Source organism: Lysobacter sp. N42, assembly GCF_004344885.1.
On record NZ_SKFB01000003.1, the window covers coordinates 317,604 to 336,880 of the forward strand.

Genomic DNA, 19,277 nt, shown 5'->3' on the forward strand with positions numbered 1-19,277 from the left:
CTTCATAGCAGTCCTCGCTCAGCAAAACTTACTGATTCTCCGGCTCCAATTACGAAGTGGTCTAAAACCGCTACGTCGATGGTTTGTAGGGCATCTTTTATTCGGTCTGTTACGCGTCGGTCGGCTTGGCTAGGTTCTGCCACGCCACTCGGGTGGTTATGGGCTAGAATAATTGCCGCGGCATTGTACTCAAGAACTATTTTTACAATTTCTCTAGGGTAAACAGGCGCTGCATTAATAGTGCCGTAGAACAGCTCTTTGTAATGTAGTAGTCGATGTTGGCTGTCTAATAGCAGTATGGCGAAAACTTCCCTGGGTTGATGGCGCAACTGAGAGGCTAAATAGTCTTTCACCATGTCGGGCCGTGTGAAGCCTTCCCCTTTTTCTAGCGTGCTGGCTAAATAGCGCCTAGATATCTCCAGTACGACTTGTAGTTGCATACAACGAGCAGCACCCACACCTTTAAGTTTTCTCTTTTGTGCTTCGGGAAGCGAGAGTAAAGGACCAAGGCCACCGCTGTCTTGTAGTAGCGTTCTACTCCAACTCATGACGTCTGTGCCAGCAGTTCCTGTGCCGAACAATACTGCGAGTAGTTCTGCGTCGCTTAACGCTTGTGAGCCATATTTAGCGAGTTTTTCTCGAGGTCTTTCCTCTGTTGGCCATTCTCGAATGTGCATATTTCCTCCATGAAATAAATTTGATCACGCAACTCCGCTTGCTAGGTATCGCCAAGTCAAGTCTGAGCGTGTTAATCTAACGTAAGGACTCACTTCCAATAGAACAACTATGGCTAGCCTAAAAAATTGTAATCTATTGCTGATTGTTACGGGTGGCATCGCCGCCTATAAAACACCAGAACTGGTTCGTAGACTGCGTGACCAAGGTGTAAGCGTACGCGTGGTTATGACCAAAGGCGCGCAAGCGTTCATTACTCCGCTTACTTTGCAGGCCGTTTCTGGACACCCTGTGCACGACGACTTGCTCGATCCGGCTGCAGAAGCTGCAATGGGTCATATTGAGTTGGCGCGTTGGGCCGATCTAGTGGTTGTCGCACCTGCGAGTGCAAGTGCTATTGCAAGGCTGGCGCATGGTCATGCCGACGACTTATTCAGCACCTTGTGTTTAGCTACAGACGCGCCCATTGCCGTGGTGCCTGCTATGAATCGCTTAATGTGGGCTGCTCCTGCGGTGCAGCGCAATGTCGAGTTGCTTCAGCAAGACGGTAAGCTTATGTGGGGACCTGCAGAAGGTTCACAAGCCTGCGGCGAAGTTGGCGCGGGTCGAATGATAGAGCCGGCGGACATCGTAGCTAACGTAGAGAACTTTTTTCATACAACGGCTCATTTAGAACCTACCGGTGAACTTGCAGGACAGCATGTAGTGATAACTGCTGGACCTACACGTGAAGCTATCGATCCTGTGCGTTATTTGTCGAACCATAGTAGTGGGAAAATGGGATTTGCGTTAGCTGAAGCAGCGGCATCTGCGGGAGCTCAGGTAACCTTAATTGCAGGACCCGTACAGTTAGATACACCACCCGGTGTTGATCGCATCGACATACAAAGTGCTCAGGAAATGCTGGAGCAAGTTCAGCGGGCGTTACCAGAAAGCGACATCTTTATTGGTTGCGCAGCTGTGGCTGACTTCCGGGCTATGGAAGTTGCAGACAATAAAATGAAGAAGTCTGCAGAGCAAAATGAAATGACCATTACGCTCACTAAGAACCCAGATATCTTGGCGTGGGTTGCAAGTCAGTCGAACCGTCCCTTCACGGTTGGTTTTGCGGCAGAAACACAAAACGTTGAAGAATATGCGACGCGTAAGCTTCGTGCGAAAAATATCGACATGATTGTGGCGAACGACGTCAGCAAAAGTGGACAGGGCTTTAATAGCGACAATAACGCTGTTGAGGTGTACTGGCCACTAAACGACAAAGAACATGGACATGAAGCTTTCGCTTCTCGTTCAAAACAAAACCTAGCAAAAGACCTTATTCAACTCATTTATAAAAAGAAACAACATGGCTAACAGTATTGACGTAAAAATTTTAGATCCTCGCGTGGGGAAAGACATCCCTTTACCTGAATATGCAACTTCTGGCTCTGCTGGCATGGACTTACGTGCGTGTATTAGTCATGCGGTAACTTTAGAACCAGGTCAAACAGAGCTTGTAGGTACCGGTTTGGCGATTCACATTGGCGACCCGAAACTAGCGGCGACTATACTTCCGCGCTCTGGGCTAGGCCATAAGCATGGCATTGTATTGGGTAATTTAGTGGGCTTAATAGACTCGGACTATCAAGGCGAGCTTATGGTTTCTGTTTGGAACCGAGGAAACACTACATTTACGATTGAGCCCGGTGAACGTATTGCGCAGTTGGTTATTTTACCTGTGGTGCAAGCTGAACTTAATTTGGTGAGCGACTTTGACGAAACCGACCGCGGCGAAGGTGGTTTTGGCTCCTCTGGCAGACATTAATTCATCAAGGAATAGCAATGGCAGCAACACGCACGCAAAACCGCAAGGAAGAGATTTTAGGCACCTTAGCGCAAATGTTAGAGACCAATATTGGTCAACCCATTACCACTGCGAAGTTAGCGAAGGAAGTTGGCGTTTCTGAAGCGGCGCTTTATCGCCACTTTCCGTCTAAGGCAAAAATGTTCGACGATTTAATTAATCTCATCGAAGATATTTTGTTGGGGAGCATGAATCGTTTATTCGAAAACGAGAAAGACACCATGCAACGTGTCCGCGGTATGGTGCATATCATTTTGAATTTCGCCGAACAAAGCCCTGGGATGAGTAGAGTACTTACGGGTGAAGCGTTAAACGGTGAACATGAACGTTTACGTGCGCGAGTGGTTGCCTTATTCGACAAGCTAGAAAGTCAGATGAAGCAGATTTTGCGAGAACGTAAATTACGCGAAGGCGTTGAATTTACCACCGACGAATCTATTTTGACCAATGTAGTTATGGCTTATACCGAAGGAAAACTTTTACAGTTCGTTCGATCTGGCTTTAAATTGCGGCCTACGGTACAATTCGATACCCAATGGCAACTCATTGAAAGGCAGTTGCTAGGGTCATAATTTCGCCCTTTTTTCAGAAATCGCTTGCTTTTTTGGCGAGATTTTTGTATAAATTGCGCCCTCGAATTTATGGGTAAAGCCATCAGGGCTACAGGCGAGCTGCAAGCAATTTCGGAGTAAAGATAATGTCTCGAGTATGTCAAGTAACAGGAAAGCGACCAGTGGTTGGTAATAACCGCTCACACGCGAACAATGCGACCCGCCGTCGGTTCCTGCCAAACCTACAATCTCACCGTTTCTGGGTAGAAAGTGAGAAACGTTGGGTGAAACTACGTGTTTCAACTAAAGGTATGCGTATCATCGATAAGAACGGTATTGATTCTGTTCTTGCTGATTTGCGTACGAAAGGTGTCCGGGTTTAATACCGGCTAGAACGAAAGGAATTTAACAATGCGCGATAAGATTCGTCTAGTTTCTTCTGCTGGTACTGGATTCTTCTACACCACAGATAAAAACAAACGTAACATGCCAGAAAAATTTGAGATCAAAAAGTTTGATCCAGTTGTTCGTAAGCATGTGATGTTTAAAGAAGCGAAAATCAAATAATAAAAGCCCGGCTTGCGCCGGGTTTTTTGTATCCATTCGAAATTGCATGTTACCCAAGATTATTATTAGAGCACGTCGAATTCGGCTGTTTTTCTTCGCGGTCATGCTTTCTTATGTGCCGCCTTTCCTCTTTCTGTTGCTTACAGGGCAGGGCATTTACCAACACGGCTATCATATTCTTTTGGTTTTACTTGCGTCGGGCGTAGCGACCGGAGCCGGCGTGAAATCACCTCGCCTTGGTTTCTTTTTAGTCGCCTCAATGAGCCTTAACGTGGCAATTCTTCTGCTCGATGCTGCCGGCGTTCGGCTACCGGCAAATATTTCGATGGGCGCATTAGTACTGCTGGCACTCAGTGTGCTTATGTATTATTTAGCCTGGGGAATGGTGCTCTACTTGCGCTGGAGAATTAAGCAAAAGAAATAGCTATCTTGCCGGGTCAATGCGAAACCCTGTTGAGGTGTTGTGCCGGAACCAACCAGTTAGGCTGTAGCGCAATCGATTGCTCACTTTAACTTCATGAACAAAACGGTCGCTTAAGAAGACCACGAAGCAACCTTGTTTAGGTAAAACTGTTTCGAGTACTTTCCCCCGCTCACCATAAATGACCAATTCGCCACCATTTTCAGGCTGCCAGTCTGGGTTTAGGTACAGAATAGTACTGAGCACACGATTAGAACGCCCCTTAAAGGCGTCTAAATGCTTCTGGTAACGACTACCCGGCGCATAACGTGCAAAGTGGCATTCGTAGTCGAATAAGCCCATAAAAAGGTATCGGTTGACCGACTCGCGAAGTTGTTCCATACGGTCGAGCCAGAACATTTCCTGCTCGGTACGTTGGGTTAGCCAACATATTTCGTCGCTACGAACATGGGTATTGACGGTGTGTTGTTGTTCTCTGCCCACCCCCGCTAAGTGCCAGAAACCTTGCTCTAACGACTCAACATAGTGATAAAGTGCATTTGCTTCTTCCTCGGAAATAAAGTCAGGCACAATTGCATAGCCAACGTCTGCCAATTGGTCTGCAATTTTTTCGAATTCAATCATGTATATGTCGCCTGATTCACTTTAATCCCGCTAATGCGTATGATGCGGCTAATATAGTGCTATTTTAAAAGAATACATAGCAATTTTAATGGTATCACTACCGGACACTACTATGGCAAAGCAAGACAGTCGGCCCGAAGACCAGAGAACGATTCTAGGTTTCACCTTAACTAAAAGAGGTTGGAACAATGTACTGATTTACTTGGTACTTGGTTTAATGTTCGTGTTTTATTTTCTCGGGCATAAAAGTGGCGACATTGCCGGTCAGCAAACCGTAGAGCCGTTTACAGATCAAATGATTGTCGAAATAAGTGATCAGCAAAGCCATTGGATACGCGTTGGTGCGAGCTGGCAACAACGTTCGGGTAACTCGATGGACCCAGAAATTTTTCGACGTTGGTTAAGCGCATGGCAGCGTCTGCAACTCGAGCCGTCTGAGCAGCTATTAGCAGGTGAAGAATACGTAATAGAAATTACGCTAGCGGATAACCCAGAACCACTGCGTATTGGCGTTTTTTATCAGAACAATGAAGCTTTAATGGCTATACCGGGTGCAGATGTAACTTACCGAGTAATTGCGCCTGAAGCAGAACAATTAAAACCGCAGTAATGAGTAATTAAACATGCCTGAATTACCTGAAGTAGAAGTTAGCCGTCTAGGTATTTCGCCGTTTCTCACCGGTAAAACTGTAAAAGCCGTGCATATTCACCACCCTCAACTGCGCTGGCCTGTTCCTTCCGAAGTGAAATCTATTGTCGGTGTGCCGATCATAAACGTGCATCGTCGAGCCAAATATCTTCTGCTCGAGACTGAGCGCGGTACTGTAGTGTTGCACTTGGGTATGTCGGGCAAGTTGCGAGTATTGCCGGAAGGAACGCCTTTGGTTAAACACGACCATATCGAAATTATTACTCAAGATGGTCAAAGCTTGAGACTCAACGACCCAAGACGCTTTGGAGCGTGTTTATTCCAAGCTCCAGAGGAAGAGCTAGACATGCTTGCCAAACTCGGTCCTGAGCCTCTCTCAGAGGCTTTTGAGAAGGATCTTTTATTCCGTTTGTCGCGTGGGAAAACGTCGCCGGTAAAAACCTTTATCATGGACAACCATGTCGTTGTGGGCGTCGGTAATATTTACGCCAATGAGGCGCTGTTTATGAGTGGTATAGACCCGCGTAGGCCGGCGGGTAAAATTAGTAAGGCACGTTACGTTAAGTTGCACCATGCAATTCAAACAGTGCTTGCACGTGCGATAGAGCAGGGTGGTACTACACTTAAAGACTTTAGCCGAGCAGACGGTCAGCCCGGCTATTTCGCCATTGAATTACAAGTGTATGGACGTGGCGGAGAACCTTGCGTGCAATGCGATAAAACCCTAAAAGAAACGCGCATTGGGCAGCGTAGCTCAGTGTTTTGTACGAGCTGTCAGCGTTGATGAACTATATTATTCAGCACTTCTAAAAATTGCGCTTGCTCATTTAGAAATGGTGTATGCGCACTATTTTCGAACATAAAGCTTTGGTCCTGAGCTTTATTAAACGCGTCGCGCTGCTGTTTTGGCACTAGGCTGTCTTTACTGCCGTAAATACGCGTTGATGGAATAGATAGCCTTTCAAACTCGTTGCGTAAGTCGATTTGTGAAAGCCATTCAAGTCCAGCTGCAAGTGCTTCTGGGTGGGGTTGTGCGGTGCTTTGTAAAATAGCTTTTAGCTTTTGTATGTCCTTTCTAGCACTTGGGCTACCCATGGCCTGTACTGCTAAAAATCTTTCTGTTGTGGCACGAAAGTCTTGCTTGAGTTGTTTTTGAAACATCGCGAGTACGTTCGGCTGAATACCTTTCCAGTTGTCCTCGTGCATAAACTTTGCAGTACTCGCTACCCACGTTAAATGGGCAAATAACTCTGGTTGTCGGCTTGCAAGGGCTGTGGCAAACAGGCCGCCCATAGACCAACCGAGTAAATGTATCTCGGTATTGTTGTGCTCTGCATGAAGCTTAAGTATTAGGGTTTCTAATTGGTCTACGGCAGCTTCAAACTTAGCATAGTCACTGTGCCAACCGCTCTCGCCAAATCCTGGAAGGTCGACGGTAATCACGCGATGAGACTGGGTAAAAGTAGGTAAGATCGGCTCCCACACAGACTTGTTCATACCCCAGCCGTGAATCCACAACCATAAAGGGCCTTCACCTTGTACGTTAAACGCTAAATTATTTGTCATTGCGTCTTTGCTGCCACTAAACCTAATGAATAAGGAGCGAGTATGGCACAAAGGACCTGGCAAAATAAATTAAAGCTACGCTGGCGCAACATTCAAAGGCCTTGCGCTATGTGCGGTGAACTTACCCGAAGGTATCTGTGTTTTTGTTGTGTAAAAGACTTGCCTTTAGTACCCGCTAAAAATTTGGTGGGATTGTTGCAAGTTCATCGTTCAGGCTTGTCGCCATTTCGCGCCGCATTAGCACCGCTTTGGTATCACCACTCGGTACCTCGGTTTATACACGACATAAAGTTTCGTGGAGCGGTCGAGTATTTGAATGTAGTTAGCCCATTTGTTGTTGCTCAGGCTATAAGGTTTTACAGCACACATCAGTTAATGATGCCGCAGCTACTCATTCCCGTGCCTATTGCTCCGCAAAGGCTAAGCGAACGAGGTTTTAATCAAGCAGAGCTCATCGCACAGAAAGTAGGTATTGCGCTGGGTATTGATGTGAAGTCATTAGTGGGGAGGCAAACACACCAAAAGGCGGCGCATCGCATGACCTTTAATGAACGAACTAACCTAAGCTTAAAAGAGTTCTATCGTACTGAAGAGGCATGGCCTGAGCAGGTGTCTCGCGTTGCCATTGTTGACGACGTGATGACGACAGGAACGACATTAACCGCGGTCAAAGCTTTGCTAAAACGAAAGAATATAATTGTGGATTGTTGGGCGGTGGCTATAACACCACCGCCCAAATTCCAGGAGGGAGAGGTTTAGTGACTATGTTCACTTTCCTCAATTGCGGCTTGCTCTGCAGTTGCTTCTTCTTCGCTCACCCGGCCATTAATGTACTGTGACCAGAAAATGGCGTTACTTAGTAATTTAGATGTACCCCAGAAGAAAGCTCGGAAGTTGAGGTTGTCGGCAAAACCGATAACTCGACCTGAACCGTAGCGGTGCGCGATAATCGAAGTCTTACCGCTCAAGACATTACGGTTACCCTCTGAAGTAAAGCCTGCAAGCACCGGTGTTTCACTGTAGCGTGCAACATCTACAAAAGGTGATTCGCTAGGTTCAAACGCAAGCGTGCTGTTCTTAAATACAGGCAGTTGTTCGCGAGAAAAGCCCACCATAAGCGGATGCGTAAGGTCTACGTCGCTGTTGAAGATTGCGCCTGCAATACGACGTTGCGAGTAGTAATCGCTGCTTGCAGCGTAGTTTAACCCTTCAGTAGGGAACTGCTCGTCGAAAGTTTCGTCTGACACAACGGTAGCACCAAGAATCTCTTGTTCTGCCATCCACTCTGCACCACCGCGTTGACCGATAAGAGTACCTCCGCTTCGTGTCCACTGACGTAACGCGTTGGTCGCACCTTCAGACAATCCGTTATACCAGCCGTGAACCATAAGAATATGAGTATAATCGTCTAGGTTAACTCGGGTTAAGCGATCAGTTTCTACCATAGTAACCGGCAGGTTTACGTGGCGGTCGAGGTAGTACCAAGCTTCACCTGTTTCTTGTAGGTGCGCACCGTCACCCATCACAATAAGCACTTTAGGCTGAATTGCTGGGTCGATACTGCGGCTACCTATATCCATGCCTGTGGTTGGTGTTAAGCCACTAGTTAACGTGGCGACACGAATTTCGTTGGCGTCAGCTTGTTCTGCTAACACTGACTGAACTTCTGTCCATGGTCTTTGTTGGTATGCACGCGTAACAATCACCGCACCATTAGGGAAGCTTTGTTCGCCTTGTGGTGTGCTAATGGTCATCTCTTCAAAGGCTAGGCGAGCGTGGATGTTTTCACGTTGAAGTGCTGTCAGTAAGCGCGGTGCAAAATAAGACTCCCATCCAAATACATAGCCTACGCGTGTTTCCCCAAGCTGGTTGGCTTCAAAGTCGTTGTTATGTTGCCACGCTTGCTCAGAAAGCTCGAAGCGACGGTTAGTACGCACCGCTTCAAATTCTACGTTAAAGGCATAAGGTAGTGTCCATGCAGACACGTCGTAGAAGGTGTTGTTCGGGAAGTCTTGCTGAGTGCTAAACGCGCCCTTAAGAAGACGGTAATTACGCTGACGTACAGGCACAAAGTAGGCTTCTCCAGGGCGGTAAGTGGTACCGTCGTTAGTGAATTCCTCTGTAACTGGGTAAGCGTGAATACGGTGCTGCGCTAAGATGTTTAATAGCTCTTCTAGACGCGCAGGATCTTGAGGTTCACGCAACATATAACCGTCATGGCGTTCACGACGCGCAAGTTCTAAGTTGTCTTTGAAAAAGCGTTGCTGATAGTCCAATAAATGGTCTCTGTTCTCAACAGCTCCGCGAAGCGTAGACAACGAAGTAATGAATTGGTTTTTGATGGTGAATGGGAAAGCAACCACACCATTGACAGAGTCTTGCACGTGTCCACGACTTGAGGCTTGCTCAAATAGAATACCTACAGTGCCTTGGGCGTCTGGGTAGCTAGAGCCTTTACCGTAGTAGAAATCGTCGAACGACTCTTCGGTGTAGTACAAGCTATTTAGTTCGTCTAACGCGTCTGCATGATACTGCGCAATTAAACCAGTCAACTCCACGTTTTCGTCAGGTGTGTCTGGATTCTTACGTGAAGGAATGCCTGGTTGGAAGAAGTATGTTGAGTCAGTGCCCATTTCGTGATGATCGGTTAACACATTGGGTAACCAATCTTGGTAAATCTTCACACGTGCACGTGACTCTGGGTGCTGTAGAAGCAACCAGTCACGGTTTAAGTCGAACCAATAATGATTCTGACGACCGCGCAGCCAGCTTTGCACATGTTCAATGTGATTACCGTCGGTGTTCGAGGTCATTGCACGGTACTGGTTTGCCCACTGTGCGAAACGCGATGAGCCGTCTGGGTTCAGCGAAGGGTCAACTAAGATTACATGGTTGTCTAACCAAGACTCGATCTCTGCACCCTCGGCAGCTGCTAGATAATATGCGGTTAACAATGAAGCATTGATTCCTGAAGACTCGTCGCCATGAACGCTAAAGCCTAAATAACTGACAAGCGGTGCTTCGGTAGCGTCTACTTCTTGTGAAGGGTCAGACACGGCCATGTGAGCTTGACGCATTTCCTCTAAGCGGCTTTGGTTTTCTGCGCTTGAAAACTTAGCGATAAGAAGAGGGCGGCGCTCATGCGTGTAGCCAGTCACTTCTAATGTCATGCGGTCTGAGCTTTCGGCGAGTATTTCAAAATAACGCACTAATTGGTCGTGGCGAACATGCCATTGACCAACTTCATAACCTAAAACTTCACTAGGTTTTGGAATGTTAGGGTTATATTGGACGTGGTCGGGTAAGTAATAGTCGAGTGTTACATCGTCGATGTTTTCACCACCGTCGTAAGCGTTAGCGCTTATCGGAAGGTGAGTAGCTAAAACAATACTTGCTAGAGTTAAGAACTTGCGAAACATGCTTGGTCCTCGGTTATTTTATATGCTCTCAAGCTATCAAATATATGCTTATCGTACTAGCTCATCACTATGCAACGCCGTTTCTTTGCGATAAAATAAATCCTAGTAATTTAGTCGGGTATAGAAAGGGGTTGTTACTTCTTTCTGTACGCAAGATGTATCAGTGGTTAGGTGGTGAGACATGATTCGTATTTCAGAGAGTGCCCAGAAGCATTTTCGTGAATTGCTTAAAAATCAGGAAGACGGCACAAACATTCGAGTGTTTGTGGTGAACCCAGGTCGTGCAGACGCGGAATGTGGTGTGTCTTATTGTCCACCTGATTCAGTTGAAACAGATGACACGATTCTTCCGTTCTCTGGTTTTGATGCTGTGGTCGATGAGCAAAGTGCTCCGTTTTTAGAAGACGCAGAAATCGATTTTGTCGAACAAGATTTAGGTTCGCAACTCACGTTGAAGGCGCCGAATGCAAAAGCGAAGAAAGTTGCAGACGACGCACCTTTAATCGAGCGCGTGGAATATGTGATACAAGCTCAAATTAATCCGCAATTGGCTGCTCACGGCGGTAATGTGGTGATTACTGAAATTACCGACGATGGCATGGCTATTTTGCAATTTGGTGGTGGTTGTAATGGCTGCTCAATGGTAGATATGACTTTGAAAGAAGGCATAGAGAAACAACTTCTTGAAGAGTTTCCGAACGAGCTAAATGGCGTAAAAGACGTAACCGAGCATTTACGCGGCGAGCACTCTTACTACTAAGATTGCTGTTTTTCGAGCTCAGAAATAAGCCCAGAAGGTCCGTGTTCAAGATCATTCTGGGCTTCATTAAACTTCACGCCAATCGTCAACTGCTCACCTTCTAATTTAGAGCTCCTAATTTCCCCCGGAATAATTCGCTTGTCGCCGCCAATACTAATCACAACGGGCAACTGCTTCACTTCTTTGTTGCGTGCCTCTTCACCAAATACGAACCGACAACCCCCACTAGATATATCAACTATGTTTCCGTGGTAAGACGGTGAGCTTTCTTTATCTCTTAACCTGATCACTGCTGGAATTTCAGTGGACGCGCGTTGCTGGTTGCGCAAAGGTCTATGGTGAATTTCATCAGGGAAAGTTAGGAAGATAATTCGGTCTGGCTGGCGCACAGAATGTTTTATTTCGGTTTTAAACGCTAAACACTCACCTACTAAGTCTTCAACGAGAAAGCGCACCACCGCCGAGTACCCAATAAGCGACACCGGAGTGCTGTTGTCTTCTTCATATCGAAGGATAATATATTGACCAATACGAAAACCGAGTAGTTCGGCACGCATACGGGTTTGCTTTTGGTCAAGAAGTTGAATGGATATACGGGTGCCAACATCGATTTTCCTAAACCAATGTTGAGAACTTTGAAGTTCGTCGATAGTTATAACGTCTATCATAGTTTCGGCCAAAATCCCTGCTGACTTCTACAAATCTTTACAAAAACTTATACAAGAAAAGTGATCTTGTCCATCTTTTAACCGCGTAGTGGGAGTTGCTGACAACCATTAAGAGGAAAAAACAATGAACAAGATCACAACAGTCTTAAGTGTTTCTGCTCTCGCTTTAGCCCTTTCGGCTTGCGACGACAGCGACGGTCCTACAATTTTAGAACCTAACCCTCCAGAACCCGGTGACTCTTATGTTCGCGTGCATCACGCCGCGGCAGATGCCCCACGAGTTAACGTTGCCGTAGACGGAGAAATCTTCCTTGAAGATGTAGATTATCAGGTTTCTTCTGGCGTAACTATGGTTACTGAAGGTACATATAGCGTCGGTGTAGATGCAATTTTGCCAGACCAAACGACACCGACAGTCATTGGTCCGGTCGATTTAGACCTAGCCGCTGACATGCGTTATGAAGTAGTAGCACTAGGAAGTGTGGCTGACGAAACGTTAGAGCCGCTTGTGATTGCAAACGAAGTTTCTGACGTTGCTTCGGGTGAAGCCCGTATTCAAGTGCTGCATGGTTTAGAAGGTGGTCCAACGGTTGACGTATTCTTAACTGAAGTTGACGCTGACTTAAGTATGGCGCAACCAGCCGCTACGTTGGCTTACCAAGATTACACTCCACAAGTGGACGTGACGGCCGGTGAATATCAAATTCGCGTAACCGTTTCTGGTGACACCGATACAGTGGTGTTTGACTCAGGTGCGGTAATGCTGGAAGACGGTGCGGATTTATTCCTGACAGCAACCGCAAACGTCGCAGCGAACACAACTGATCGCCCATTAGCGCTGCTAGTTGCTGATGGTGCTGAGTCTTCTGTTCTTTACTCTCAGGACACTGGTGCAGACGTGCGCGTAGTGCATGCAGTATCTGATGCACCGAACGTTGACGTTTTAGTTGACGGTGCTGTAGCTATTTCAGACCTCGCTTTCCCGGATTATGCAGGTTACGTGAACCTAGCTGCAAATACCTATGACATCGCGGTAACGCCAACAGGTCAAAACGGTACAGTAGTGATCGACGCAGCAGACACTGCATTGGCCAATGCGCAGGCATATAGTGTATTCGCTGTGGGCTTGCTAGGGGACTCAACAATTACTGCCGCTATCTTGGCTGACAGTAATCGCCGTGTAGCAACAGAAGCTATTGTGCGCATTGTGCATGCATCTCCAGCCGCTGGTGAAGTTGACATTTATGTAACTGCAACTGACGACATTTCAGAAGCAGACCCAGCATTTACAGCGGTAGACTTTGATGCAGCAGCGTTGCAAAGCACGGGAAATGTAGCGTTAACGCCGGGTGAGTATTATGTAACGGTAACGCCAACAGGCAGCAAAACAGCAGCTATTGGTCCGATTATGCTAGACCTACAAGGTGGTGGCTTATATACGGCAGTAGCGGTTGACCCAAGTGCAGGCGGTACATTACCGCAGTTGATTCTGATGGATGACTTAGATCAGTAATCACAAGCTGATAAGTGAAAAAAAACGGGGCCTCGAGCCCCGTTTTTTGTTTTAGTCTGGCCAACTTCCTTGAGGATCGGGTCGTATCCATTGTTTAGAAAACCAATAGAAGCGCTTCGGCTGCGTTTTGCTGGGTGTAGTGCAATTATAGCGCGAGCGACCTATGGGAATGTCATTATTGGCTTGAATGTAAAATCTATTGTTGCCCACCCATGTTGGACTCACCGGCTCGCCACCCACGAAGCACTGTAGTTGATGCTGATGAATATCGTCCATTTCTAATGTCACGCCTAGCCCAGGCCGTGTTTGGGAGTGGGTTAATAGCGTGTCGCTAAAGTTTACTCGAAGTGTAGGGAGGTTCAGAGCTGCCATTTTTACACTAAGCGTTTCCAAATTGGCGTAATTACCTGAAGCTGGAAAACGCGGAATTGCTTGCGGGTCGCTGTACTTCCCATACGCGCCAGAATGCTGACCTAAGCCGTGAAAGTTTAAGTCGGCTAGAATGTCGCGAAGTCTATTGTTGTACTCGCCGAAAGGGTAAGCAATTAAGCGATTTTCTACACCGAGGCGTTGCTCTAATTCTTCTTGTGCAGAGAGAAGGTTGTTGCGTATACGTTCTTCCCATTGCTGCCAATTTTCACCACTTTGTCGACGTGGCAAATGCGCGTGATCGATCGAGTGATTGGCTATGGTCACACCTTTACTCTTTAGTTCCTCAAGTTGTTCCCAACTCATAAACGACGTGGGAGTTTCTCGAATAACCTCAGTGCTTACGAAAAGTGTCCACGGCATATTAAAACGCTCTAGCATTGGTGCGGCGTTTTCGTACAGGTTTAGGTATGCGTCGTCGAAGGTTAATGCGACGGCTTTTTCAGGCAGTTCAGTACCTTGCTCTATGGCATGAATGGCGTCGGGTAGCGACACCACGTTAAAACCGTTGTCTTGTAAATATTGTAAGTGAGCTTCAAATTCTTCGGGGGTCACACTGGTTACGCGAGGTGTGTCTTCGCTAACGTGATGATACATTAGAATAGACACACTTGGAGTTGCTGCCTGTACAGTAACAGCTGAAAAGCTAAGTGTAATCCAGAGTAAGAGTTGGCTTGCTGATATTTCGCGGAAATATTTCATGAAGTACCAAAAACTCCGTAATTTTTAAGTATGTGTGTTTAGGGGAGTAACCTTTGACTAAGCAACCATTTCGATACCATGCCAAGCTATTGGCTATTGCCTTGCCCATGGTTATCTCGAATATTGCCGCCCCTCTTCTTGGCCTTGTTGATACAGCCATCATAGGGCATTTGCCCGACGCTATCTACTTAAGCGCTGTTGCTGTTGGCGCTATGGTCGTTTCGTTTGTGTATTTACTTCTTATCTTCCTGCGCATGTCGACGACAGGTCTAGCTGCACACGCTTATGGTGCAAGAGACCGTGAAAAGCTTCGTAATGTTTGGGTCGACGGCGTGACGACAGCAGTTGTATGTACCGGCGTTATTTGGTTGCTTAAACCTGCTATTTTGGCGCTCACGTGGCTATTAGTTGAAGCATCACCGGATTTACAAGTATTAGCATCGAGCTATATCAACATTCGTTTTTGGAGTGCGCCTGCAGCACTCATTATGTTGGTTAATTTGGGTGTTTTATTGGGCATGCAAAAAGCCAAACAAGCGATGGCTTTGGTGGTTATTACTAATGCTGTGAATGTTGTAGGTGACGTTGCTTTTGTCATCTACATGGATCTGAATGTAGTGGGTGCGGCTTGGGCAAGTGTGTTGGCAGAGTGGGTAACTGCGCTACTTGGGACAATATGGGTTGTTCGCGCTATTGGCATATCTTTTTCGAACTTTGCTCGCCCTTCTTGGGCTAGGCTCTCAGCGCTCACCTCCATGAATAGCGATATTTTTCTTCGTTCTGTGTCATTACACTTATGTATGGCCATGATGACCGCTTGGGCGAGTTACTATGGCCAGGTTTATGTGGCGGCAAATGCGGTATTACTGCAATTTCTCATGCTGATTTCATTGGGGCTGGACGGCGTTGCTTATGCTGCAGAAGCTCTGATTGGCAGAGCAAAAGGGCGTCACAGTAGTTCGCAGGCCAAACTGTGGTTTAGGGTGAGCCTGCAGTGGTCTATCGGCTTGGCGATTTCGTATAGTTTAGTGTTCCTTGTGGGCGGTCGTTTTATTGTAGAGCTCATTACCAATATTCCAGAAGTTGTGAATACGGCACTTACTTATTTGCCTTGGGTTGTGGCTTTACCGTTGGTAGCGCACTGGAGCTATTTGCTCGACGGCGTGTTTATTGGTTTGTCTGCGAGTAAACAGATGCGAAATAGTATGATGATTTCTGCATTTGCAGTGTTTCTGCCCGTTTGGTGGTTTACCCAAGACTTTGGAAACCATGGTTTGTGGCTAGCGTTATGTTGTTTTATGGCTGCACGGGGATTATCGCAGTGGTGGCTTACTTATAAACACAAAATGTTAGAAGTTGGTCTAAACTAATTGAGAACACTTTTTAAAACAAAAACTAAGAAGGAAATCCACATGAAATATTTAGTGTTAGTAGGGGCGTTAATGTTGGCTTTGGTAAGCTTTAATACTTCCGCGAATGAACAAAGCGAAACCTTAGTGAGTAACGCTTCAGCTTTAACTGTTGACGCAAATGAGAACGTTACAGCGCTGGCAGTTTCAGAAAGTGAGTTAATGGAACTTGAAAATGCAGCGTTAACGGAAGAAGAGTTGCAAGAAGTAGAGGGTGGACAAAACTCTGAAATGGCAGTGTTCCCAGCTATTTATATTGGCGTTGTTGCTGTAGCGATTATTGCCGTAGCGGCTCTATAAAACTGTAATCGTGAAGTTAGTACACGCTTTATTTATACTTCTATTGAGCATCCTTTTTACAGGGTGCTCAATTGTTTCTTCAGTACTTCCAAGTCCGACAGATCGGTATGAGCAAGATATTTCTGACCTGACGTTAACGAGGCAGCAGCAGCCTAATGACTGTGGCATAGCCGCACTTAGTACAGCGTTAAGTGCTTGGAATATTGATCTGAATATTGAAGAGATCTACGAGAATACACCACCGTCTGCCGAGGTGGGTTACTCTCTATCAGAATTACAAGATATTACCGAGTCTTATGGCGCAAACTTTGTTGCCGTTAACGCTGACTATGCCTTTATAGCGCGTCAGACTGGCTTAAAAAGGCCCGTTCTTATTCCTGTATTCAGACCCAGAGAAATGCGAGCAACGCTCTTTATGACACCGGCAGCAAAAGAGCAAATCGTGAAGCTGTGGTGGCGTGAGTCGGTGACGGGACCTCTGAATCATTATCTAGTCGTTCTTGCTGCAAACGAAGAGGAAGTTTATTTATTCGATCCAGCATTCGGTGATTTTGTTATTGCGAAAGACACCTTCGAACGCCAGCGGCAGCAATGGTCTACGATTGCTGCACTGCCATTTACGCGAAGTTAAAAGCCCGAAGCACCAACAATTTTTTGAAAATCTGACACAAAGGTTTCGGGTTCTATTGTGTAATATTCACCCGGCCGTTGAACCGGTTGAAAAATAGCGTGCTGTTGGCCATTGGGGTTTACCAAAACAATAGCTGCACTGTGGTTCACCTCGTATATCTCTTGCTCTTCTTCGGGTACTGAATACATCATGCCAATACTAGTTACGAAGGGGTAGAGCTCAGGATGCTCTGCTCGAACTCCAACAAATCCGTCCCCAAAAAAGTTTACGTAGCGAGCTACTTGCTCTAAATGGTCACGCTTTGGATCCACCGAAATCATCCACACTTCTATAGGCAAGTCGGTCGCTTCCATTAATGCAGGCATATTCGACTTTAATAACGACATCGTAGTTGGGCAAATGTCAGGACAGTAGGTGTAACCCGTGAACAGTAATGTCCAATGGCCTTGTAAATCTTCGTTCGCTGCTACTTCGTCTTGGGTACTTTGTAATTCAAATTCTGGAATGCCCCGAGGCGTGTCGTATATTCGAGCAGACTCAAGCGCAGGAGGCCCTCCGAACAAAGAGGTCGACAAATAAATGCCACCTACCAATGCGGCACCAAGTACAAGAGCAATTAAAAAACGGTTCATACAGCTACCTAATTAAAATATGTAGTGGTCGACCAACAGCAAAATAAACAGCGCCATTAAGTACCAAATTGAATACTTAAACATGTTGTATGCAGTGTGTTTTTTCGGGGAGTATTTCAATTTCCACGCGTACACCAAAAACCCTATATTTAATGCGGTAACGCCAACTAAATACAATAAACCGCTCATGCCAATAAGGTACGGCATAATGCACACCGCAGTTAACAATACGGTATAGAGCAAAATACACGTCTTCGTAAACTCGATACCATGTGTAACCGGAAGCATAGGAATTTCAGCGCGTTCGTAGTCTTTAGCACGGTGTACCGCTAACGCCCAAAAGTGTGGTGGCGTCCAAGTAAAGACAATCATGACCAAAAGTAGCGGGTAAGCGTGCATTTCGCCCGTTACAGCAGTCCAGCCCAGTAGCGGCGGTGCAGCTCCAGCAAGTCCGCCGATCACAATGTTTTGTGGTGTGGCACGCTTCAAATACATGGTGTAAATAAACGCATAACCCACCAAGCTCGCTAAGGTTAATACGGCAGTAATTTGGTTCACAAAAACCGCTAAAATTAAGTAACCCAGCGCTCCAATGGTGGCGGCGAAAGTAAGCACTTTAGCCGGAGATAGTGCTCCGGTAGGAAGTGGACGTCGTAACGTACGCGCCATTTTAGCGTCGATATGACGGTCTACTAAATGGTTCACCGCTGCGGCAGAGCCCGACATTAAACCAATACCTGTTAATGCGGGAACGAGAATGTCCCACGCAACCCACGTAGGCGTAGCTAAACACATTCCCACTACGGCGGTGAGAAGCAATAATGCCACAACTCGAGGCTTGGTAAGTTCTAAATATTCACGCCAGCTAGCGCGACGAGACATCGCTATGGAGTTAGCCATGAATCACCTCCTTGCGGTCTAGTTTATAAATGGCATAGGTAAGCACTAACACGCTTACCAAGAGTAAAGCGCCCACGAAATTATGAGCAACAGCCACAAATAAGGGCAGGCTTAACGTTACGTTCAGAACACCCAATGTAATTTGTGCAACAAGTAAGAAAGTTATAATTGCCGCCATGCTAGTAAACCAACGTGTTTGCGCCTTTCGCCATAGTAAAGACAACAAAGTTAGCACTGCTACGGTGACGAAGATAGCGCCAATGCGGTGGAAAACATGCATAGTCATTCGTTCTTCATAAGGGTGAATACCAAATTCATAGGTATCAGCCTCTTCTAATGTGAAAGCACCTACTACTTCAAGGTTTTCAGCCCAGTTGCCCTGGCAAATTGGAAGCTCTGTACATGCTAACGCCGCATAGTTGGCTGCAACCCAGCCTCCCAGCGCGATTTGGCAAGCAATAAGAACTAATGTCAGCACACAGAAAGGTAATATTTTACGTAGCGGGGTGTCGACCGGGCTAGGTTGGAAGTTTGACTCTCTTAAATACAAAAGAGTAAGCAAGCTAAAGGTTGTAAACCCACCGAGTAAATGTCCCATAACAATTGCAGGTTGCAACATCATGGTTACGGTCCACATACCCAGAGCAGCCTGGAAAATGATTAACCCGCCTAAAAATAGTGGATGTTTGAACGGCTTGTCTTTCTCGCCTTTCATTCGACGACGAATAGCTAAAGTCACAATGGCAAAGATGACGAGCCCTAAAATACCCGCAGCGTAGCGGTGGATCATTTCGTTCCAAGCCTTTGCGTGGTCAATATTCGCCGTTGGGAAAGCTTCTTGTGCGGCTTGCATCCTAGCTTCGTCCGTAGGAACGGTGGCAAAGCCGTAGCACCCTGGCCAATCAGGGCAACCGAGGCCCGCGTCTGTAAGGCGCGTATAAGCACCTAAGATAATGACGATGGTCACTAAAGCTACTGCAATTTGTACGAGTCTTTTCATTGTTGTTTTCCTCGGTAC

The 19,277-nt window shown here is 46.4% G+C and carries 23 protein-coding genes; 14 read left to right on the forward strand and 9 right to left on the reverse strand.

The genetic code is table 11. The features are described from left to right. Nucleotides 1-2 precede the first annotated feature (2 nt). Complete coding sequence (gene radC, locus EYQ95_RS08980) at nucleotides 3-677, reverse strand: DNA repair protein RadC (protein WP_111915380.1); 675 nt, start codon at nucleotides 675-677, stop codon at nucleotides 3-5. A gap of 109 nt (nucleotides 678-786) precedes the next feature. Here radC and coaBC point away from each other — a divergent pair, with 109 nt between their 5' ends. The 6 genes from coaBC to EYQ95_RS09010 all read left to right on the forward strand — a co-directional run bounded on the left by coaBC (nucleotide 787) and on the right by EYQ95_RS09010 (nucleotide 4,060). Beyond that, nucleotides 787-2,028: a bifunctional phosphopantothenoylcysteine decarboxylase/phosphopantothenate--cysteine ligase CoaBC gene (coaBC, locus tag EYQ95_RS08985; RefSeq protein WP_111915379.1), complete on the forward strand. Its 1,242-nt coding sequence runs from the start codon at nucleotides 787-789 to the stop codon at nucleotides 2,026-2,028. Next, entirely contained in the window at nucleotides 2,021-2,479 is a 459-nt protein-coding gene (gene dut, locus EYQ95_RS08990) for a dUTP diphosphatase (protein WP_111915378.1), read from the forward strand. The genes coaBC and dut overlap by 8 nt, the downstream gene beginning before the upstream one ends. 17 nt (nucleotides 2,480-2,496) lie before the next feature. Further along, a complete protein-coding gene (gene slmA / locus EYQ95_RS08995; protein ID WP_111915377.1) occupies nucleotides 2,497-3,090 on the forward strand; it encodes a nucleoid occlusion factor SlmA in 594 nt (197 codons plus the stop codon). A 125-nt stretch (nucleotides 3,091-3,215) separates the two neighbouring features. Beyond that, nucleotides 3,216-3,452: a 50S ribosomal protein L28 gene (gene rpmB / locus EYQ95_RS09000; protein ID WP_111915376.1), complete on the forward strand. Its 237-nt coding sequence runs from the start codon at nucleotides 3,216-3,218 to the stop codon at nucleotides 3,450-3,452. 28 nt (nucleotides 3,453-3,480) lie between these two features. Beyond that, nucleotides 3,481-3,636: a 50S ribosomal protein L33 gene (gene rpmG, locus EYQ95_RS09005; RefSeq protein WP_007420939.1), complete on the forward strand. Its 156-nt coding sequence runs from the start codon at nucleotides 3,481-3,483 to the stop codon at nucleotides 3,634-3,636. 46 nt (nucleotides 3,637-3,682) lie between these two features. Then, nucleotides 3,683-4,060, forward strand: a complete 378-nt coding sequence (locus EYQ95_RS09010) for a hypothetical protein (RefSeq protein WP_111915375.1) — start codon at nucleotides 3,683-3,685, stop codon at nucleotides 4,058-4,060. Here the strand turns inward: EYQ95_RS09010 and EYQ95_RS09015 are convergent, their stop codons facing one another. Continuing rightward, nucleotides 4,061-4,681: a 2OG-Fe(II) oxygenase gene (locus EYQ95_RS09015; protein WP_111915374.1), complete on the reverse strand. Its 621-nt coding sequence runs from the start codon at nucleotides 4,679-4,681 to the stop codon at nucleotides 4,061-4,063. A gap of 112 nt (nucleotides 4,682-4,793) precedes the next feature. On the opposite strand from EYQ95_RS09015, the gene EYQ95_RS09020 reads away from it, so the two are divergent. Next, nucleotides 4,794-5,291, forward strand: a complete 498-nt coding sequence (locus tag EYQ95_RS09020; protein WP_111915373.1) for a hypothetical protein — start codon at nucleotides 4,794-4,796, stop codon at nucleotides 5,289-5,291. Nucleotides 5,292-5,304: 13 nt separating this feature from the next. Further along, the gene (gene mutM / locus EYQ95_RS09025; protein ID WP_111915372.1) at nucleotides 5,305-6,114 is read left to right on the forward strand and encodes a bifunctional DNA-formamidopyrimidine glycosylase/DNA-(apurinic or apyrimidinic site) lyase; all 810 of its coding nucleotides are present in this window, start codon (nucleotides 5,305-5,307) and stop codon (nucleotides 6,112-6,114) included. Here mutM and bioH read toward each other — a convergent pair. Beyond that, nucleotides 6,105-6,896 carry a pimeloyl-ACP methyl ester esterase BioH gene (gene bioH / locus EYQ95_RS09030; protein WP_111915371.1) on the reverse strand — a complete coding sequence of 264 codons (792 nt, stop codon included), beginning with the start codon at nucleotides 6,894-6,896 and terminating at the stop codon, nucleotides 6,105-6,107. The genes mutM and bioH overlap by 10 nt on opposite strands. Before the next feature lie 42 nt (nucleotides 6,897-6,938). Here bioH and EYQ95_RS09035 point away from each other — a divergent pair, with 42 nt between their 5' ends. Next, on the forward strand, nucleotides 6,939-7,655 hold the full coding sequence (locus tag EYQ95_RS09035) for a ComF family protein (protein WP_111915370.1): 717 nt from the start codon (nucleotides 6,939-6,941) through the stop codon (nucleotides 7,653-7,655). Here the strand turns inward: EYQ95_RS09035 and EYQ95_RS09040 are convergent. Then, complete coding sequence (locus EYQ95_RS09040) at nucleotides 7,652-10,315, reverse strand: M14 family zinc carboxypeptidase (RefSeq protein ID WP_111915369.1); 2,664 nt, start codon at nucleotides 10,313-10,315, stop codon at nucleotides 7,652-7,654. The two genes, EYQ95_RS09035 and EYQ95_RS09040, sit on opposite strands and share 4 nt — an antisense overlap. A gap of 181 nt (nucleotides 10,316-10,496) precedes the next feature. Here EYQ95_RS09040 and nfuA point away from each other — a divergent pair, with 181 nt between their 5' ends. Further along, on the forward strand, nucleotides 10,497-11,075 hold the full coding sequence (nfuA, locus tag EYQ95_RS09045) for a Fe-S biogenesis protein NfuA (protein WP_111915368.1): 579 nt from the start codon (nucleotides 10,497-10,499) through the stop codon (nucleotides 11,073-11,075). On the opposite strand, the gene EYQ95_RS09050 is transcribed toward nfuA, so the two are convergent. Next, nucleotides 11,072-11,743, reverse strand: coding sequence for a PilZ domain-containing protein (locus EYQ95_RS09050; RefSeq protein ID WP_111915367.1), 672 nt, complete (start codon nucleotides 11,741-11,743; stop codon nucleotides 11,072-11,074). The two genes, nfuA and EYQ95_RS09050, sit on opposite strands and share 4 nt — an antisense overlap. A 124-nt stretch (nucleotides 11,744-11,867) precedes the next feature. On the opposite strand from EYQ95_RS09050, the gene EYQ95_RS09055 reads away from it, so the two are divergent. Continuing rightward, nucleotides 11,868-13,256, forward strand: a complete 1,389-nt coding sequence (locus tag EYQ95_RS09055) for a DUF4397 domain-containing protein (RefSeq protein WP_111915366.1) — start codon at nucleotides 11,868-11,870, stop codon at nucleotides 13,254-13,256. 51 nt (nucleotides 13,257-13,307) lie between these two features. Here the strand turns inward: EYQ95_RS09055 and EYQ95_RS09060 are convergent, their stop codons facing one another. Then, the gene (locus tag EYQ95_RS09060) at nucleotides 13,308-14,387 is read right to left on the reverse strand and encodes a polysaccharide deacetylase family protein (RefSeq protein ID WP_111915365.1); all 1,080 of its coding nucleotides are present in this window, start codon (nucleotides 14,385-14,387) and stop codon (nucleotides 13,308-13,310) included. Between the two features lie 53 nt (nucleotides 14,388-14,440). Between EYQ95_RS09060 and EYQ95_RS09065 the strand changes: the two genes are divergently transcribed. The 3 genes from EYQ95_RS09065 to EYQ95_RS09075 are packed head-to-tail and all read left to right on the forward strand — an operon-like array spanning nucleotide 14,441 to nucleotide 16,727. Then, nucleotides 14,441-15,757, forward strand: coding sequence for an MATE family efflux transporter (locus EYQ95_RS09065; protein WP_207916304.1), 1,317 nt, complete (start codon nucleotides 14,441-14,443; stop codon nucleotides 15,755-15,757). Nucleotides 15,758-15,799: 42 nt separating this feature from the next. Then, nucleotides 15,800-16,096: a hypothetical protein gene (locus EYQ95_RS09070; protein ID WP_111915364.1), complete on the forward strand. Its 297-nt coding sequence runs from the start codon at nucleotides 15,800-15,802 to the stop codon at nucleotides 16,094-16,096. A 10-nt stretch (nucleotides 16,097-16,106) separates the two neighbouring features. Then, nucleotides 16,107-16,727 carry a cysteine peptidase family C39 domain-containing protein gene (locus EYQ95_RS09075; protein WP_165831968.1) on the forward strand — a complete coding sequence of 207 codons (621 nt, stop codon included), beginning with the start codon at nucleotides 16,107-16,109 and terminating at the stop codon, nucleotides 16,725-16,727. On the opposite strand, the gene EYQ95_RS09080 is transcribed toward EYQ95_RS09075, so the two are convergent. From EYQ95_RS09080 to EYQ95_RS09090, 3 genes are read right to left on the reverse strand one after another with little or no spacing between them, the layout of a single operon-like run. Further along, nucleotides 16,724-17,359 (reverse strand): SCO family protein, encoded by a 636-nt coding sequence (locus tag EYQ95_RS09080; RefSeq protein ID WP_111915362.1) that lies wholly within the window; start codon nucleotides 17,357-17,359, stop codon nucleotides 16,724-16,726. The genes EYQ95_RS09075 and EYQ95_RS09080 overlap by 4 nt on opposite strands. A 12-nt stretch (nucleotides 17,360-17,371) precedes the next feature. Further along, nucleotides 17,372-18,259: a heme o synthase gene (gene cyoE / locus EYQ95_RS09085; protein WP_111915361.1), complete on the reverse strand. Its 888-nt coding sequence runs from the start codon at nucleotides 18,257-18,259 to the stop codon at nucleotides 17,372-17,374. Next, nucleotides 18,252-19,259 (reverse strand): heme A synthase, encoded by a 1,008-nt coding sequence (locus EYQ95_RS09090; protein WP_111915360.1) that lies wholly within the window; start codon nucleotides 19,257-19,259, stop codon nucleotides 18,252-18,254. Before EYQ95_RS09090 ends, cyoE begins: the two co-directional genes overlap by 8 nt. Nucleotides 19,260-19,277: the final 18 nt, after the last annotated feature.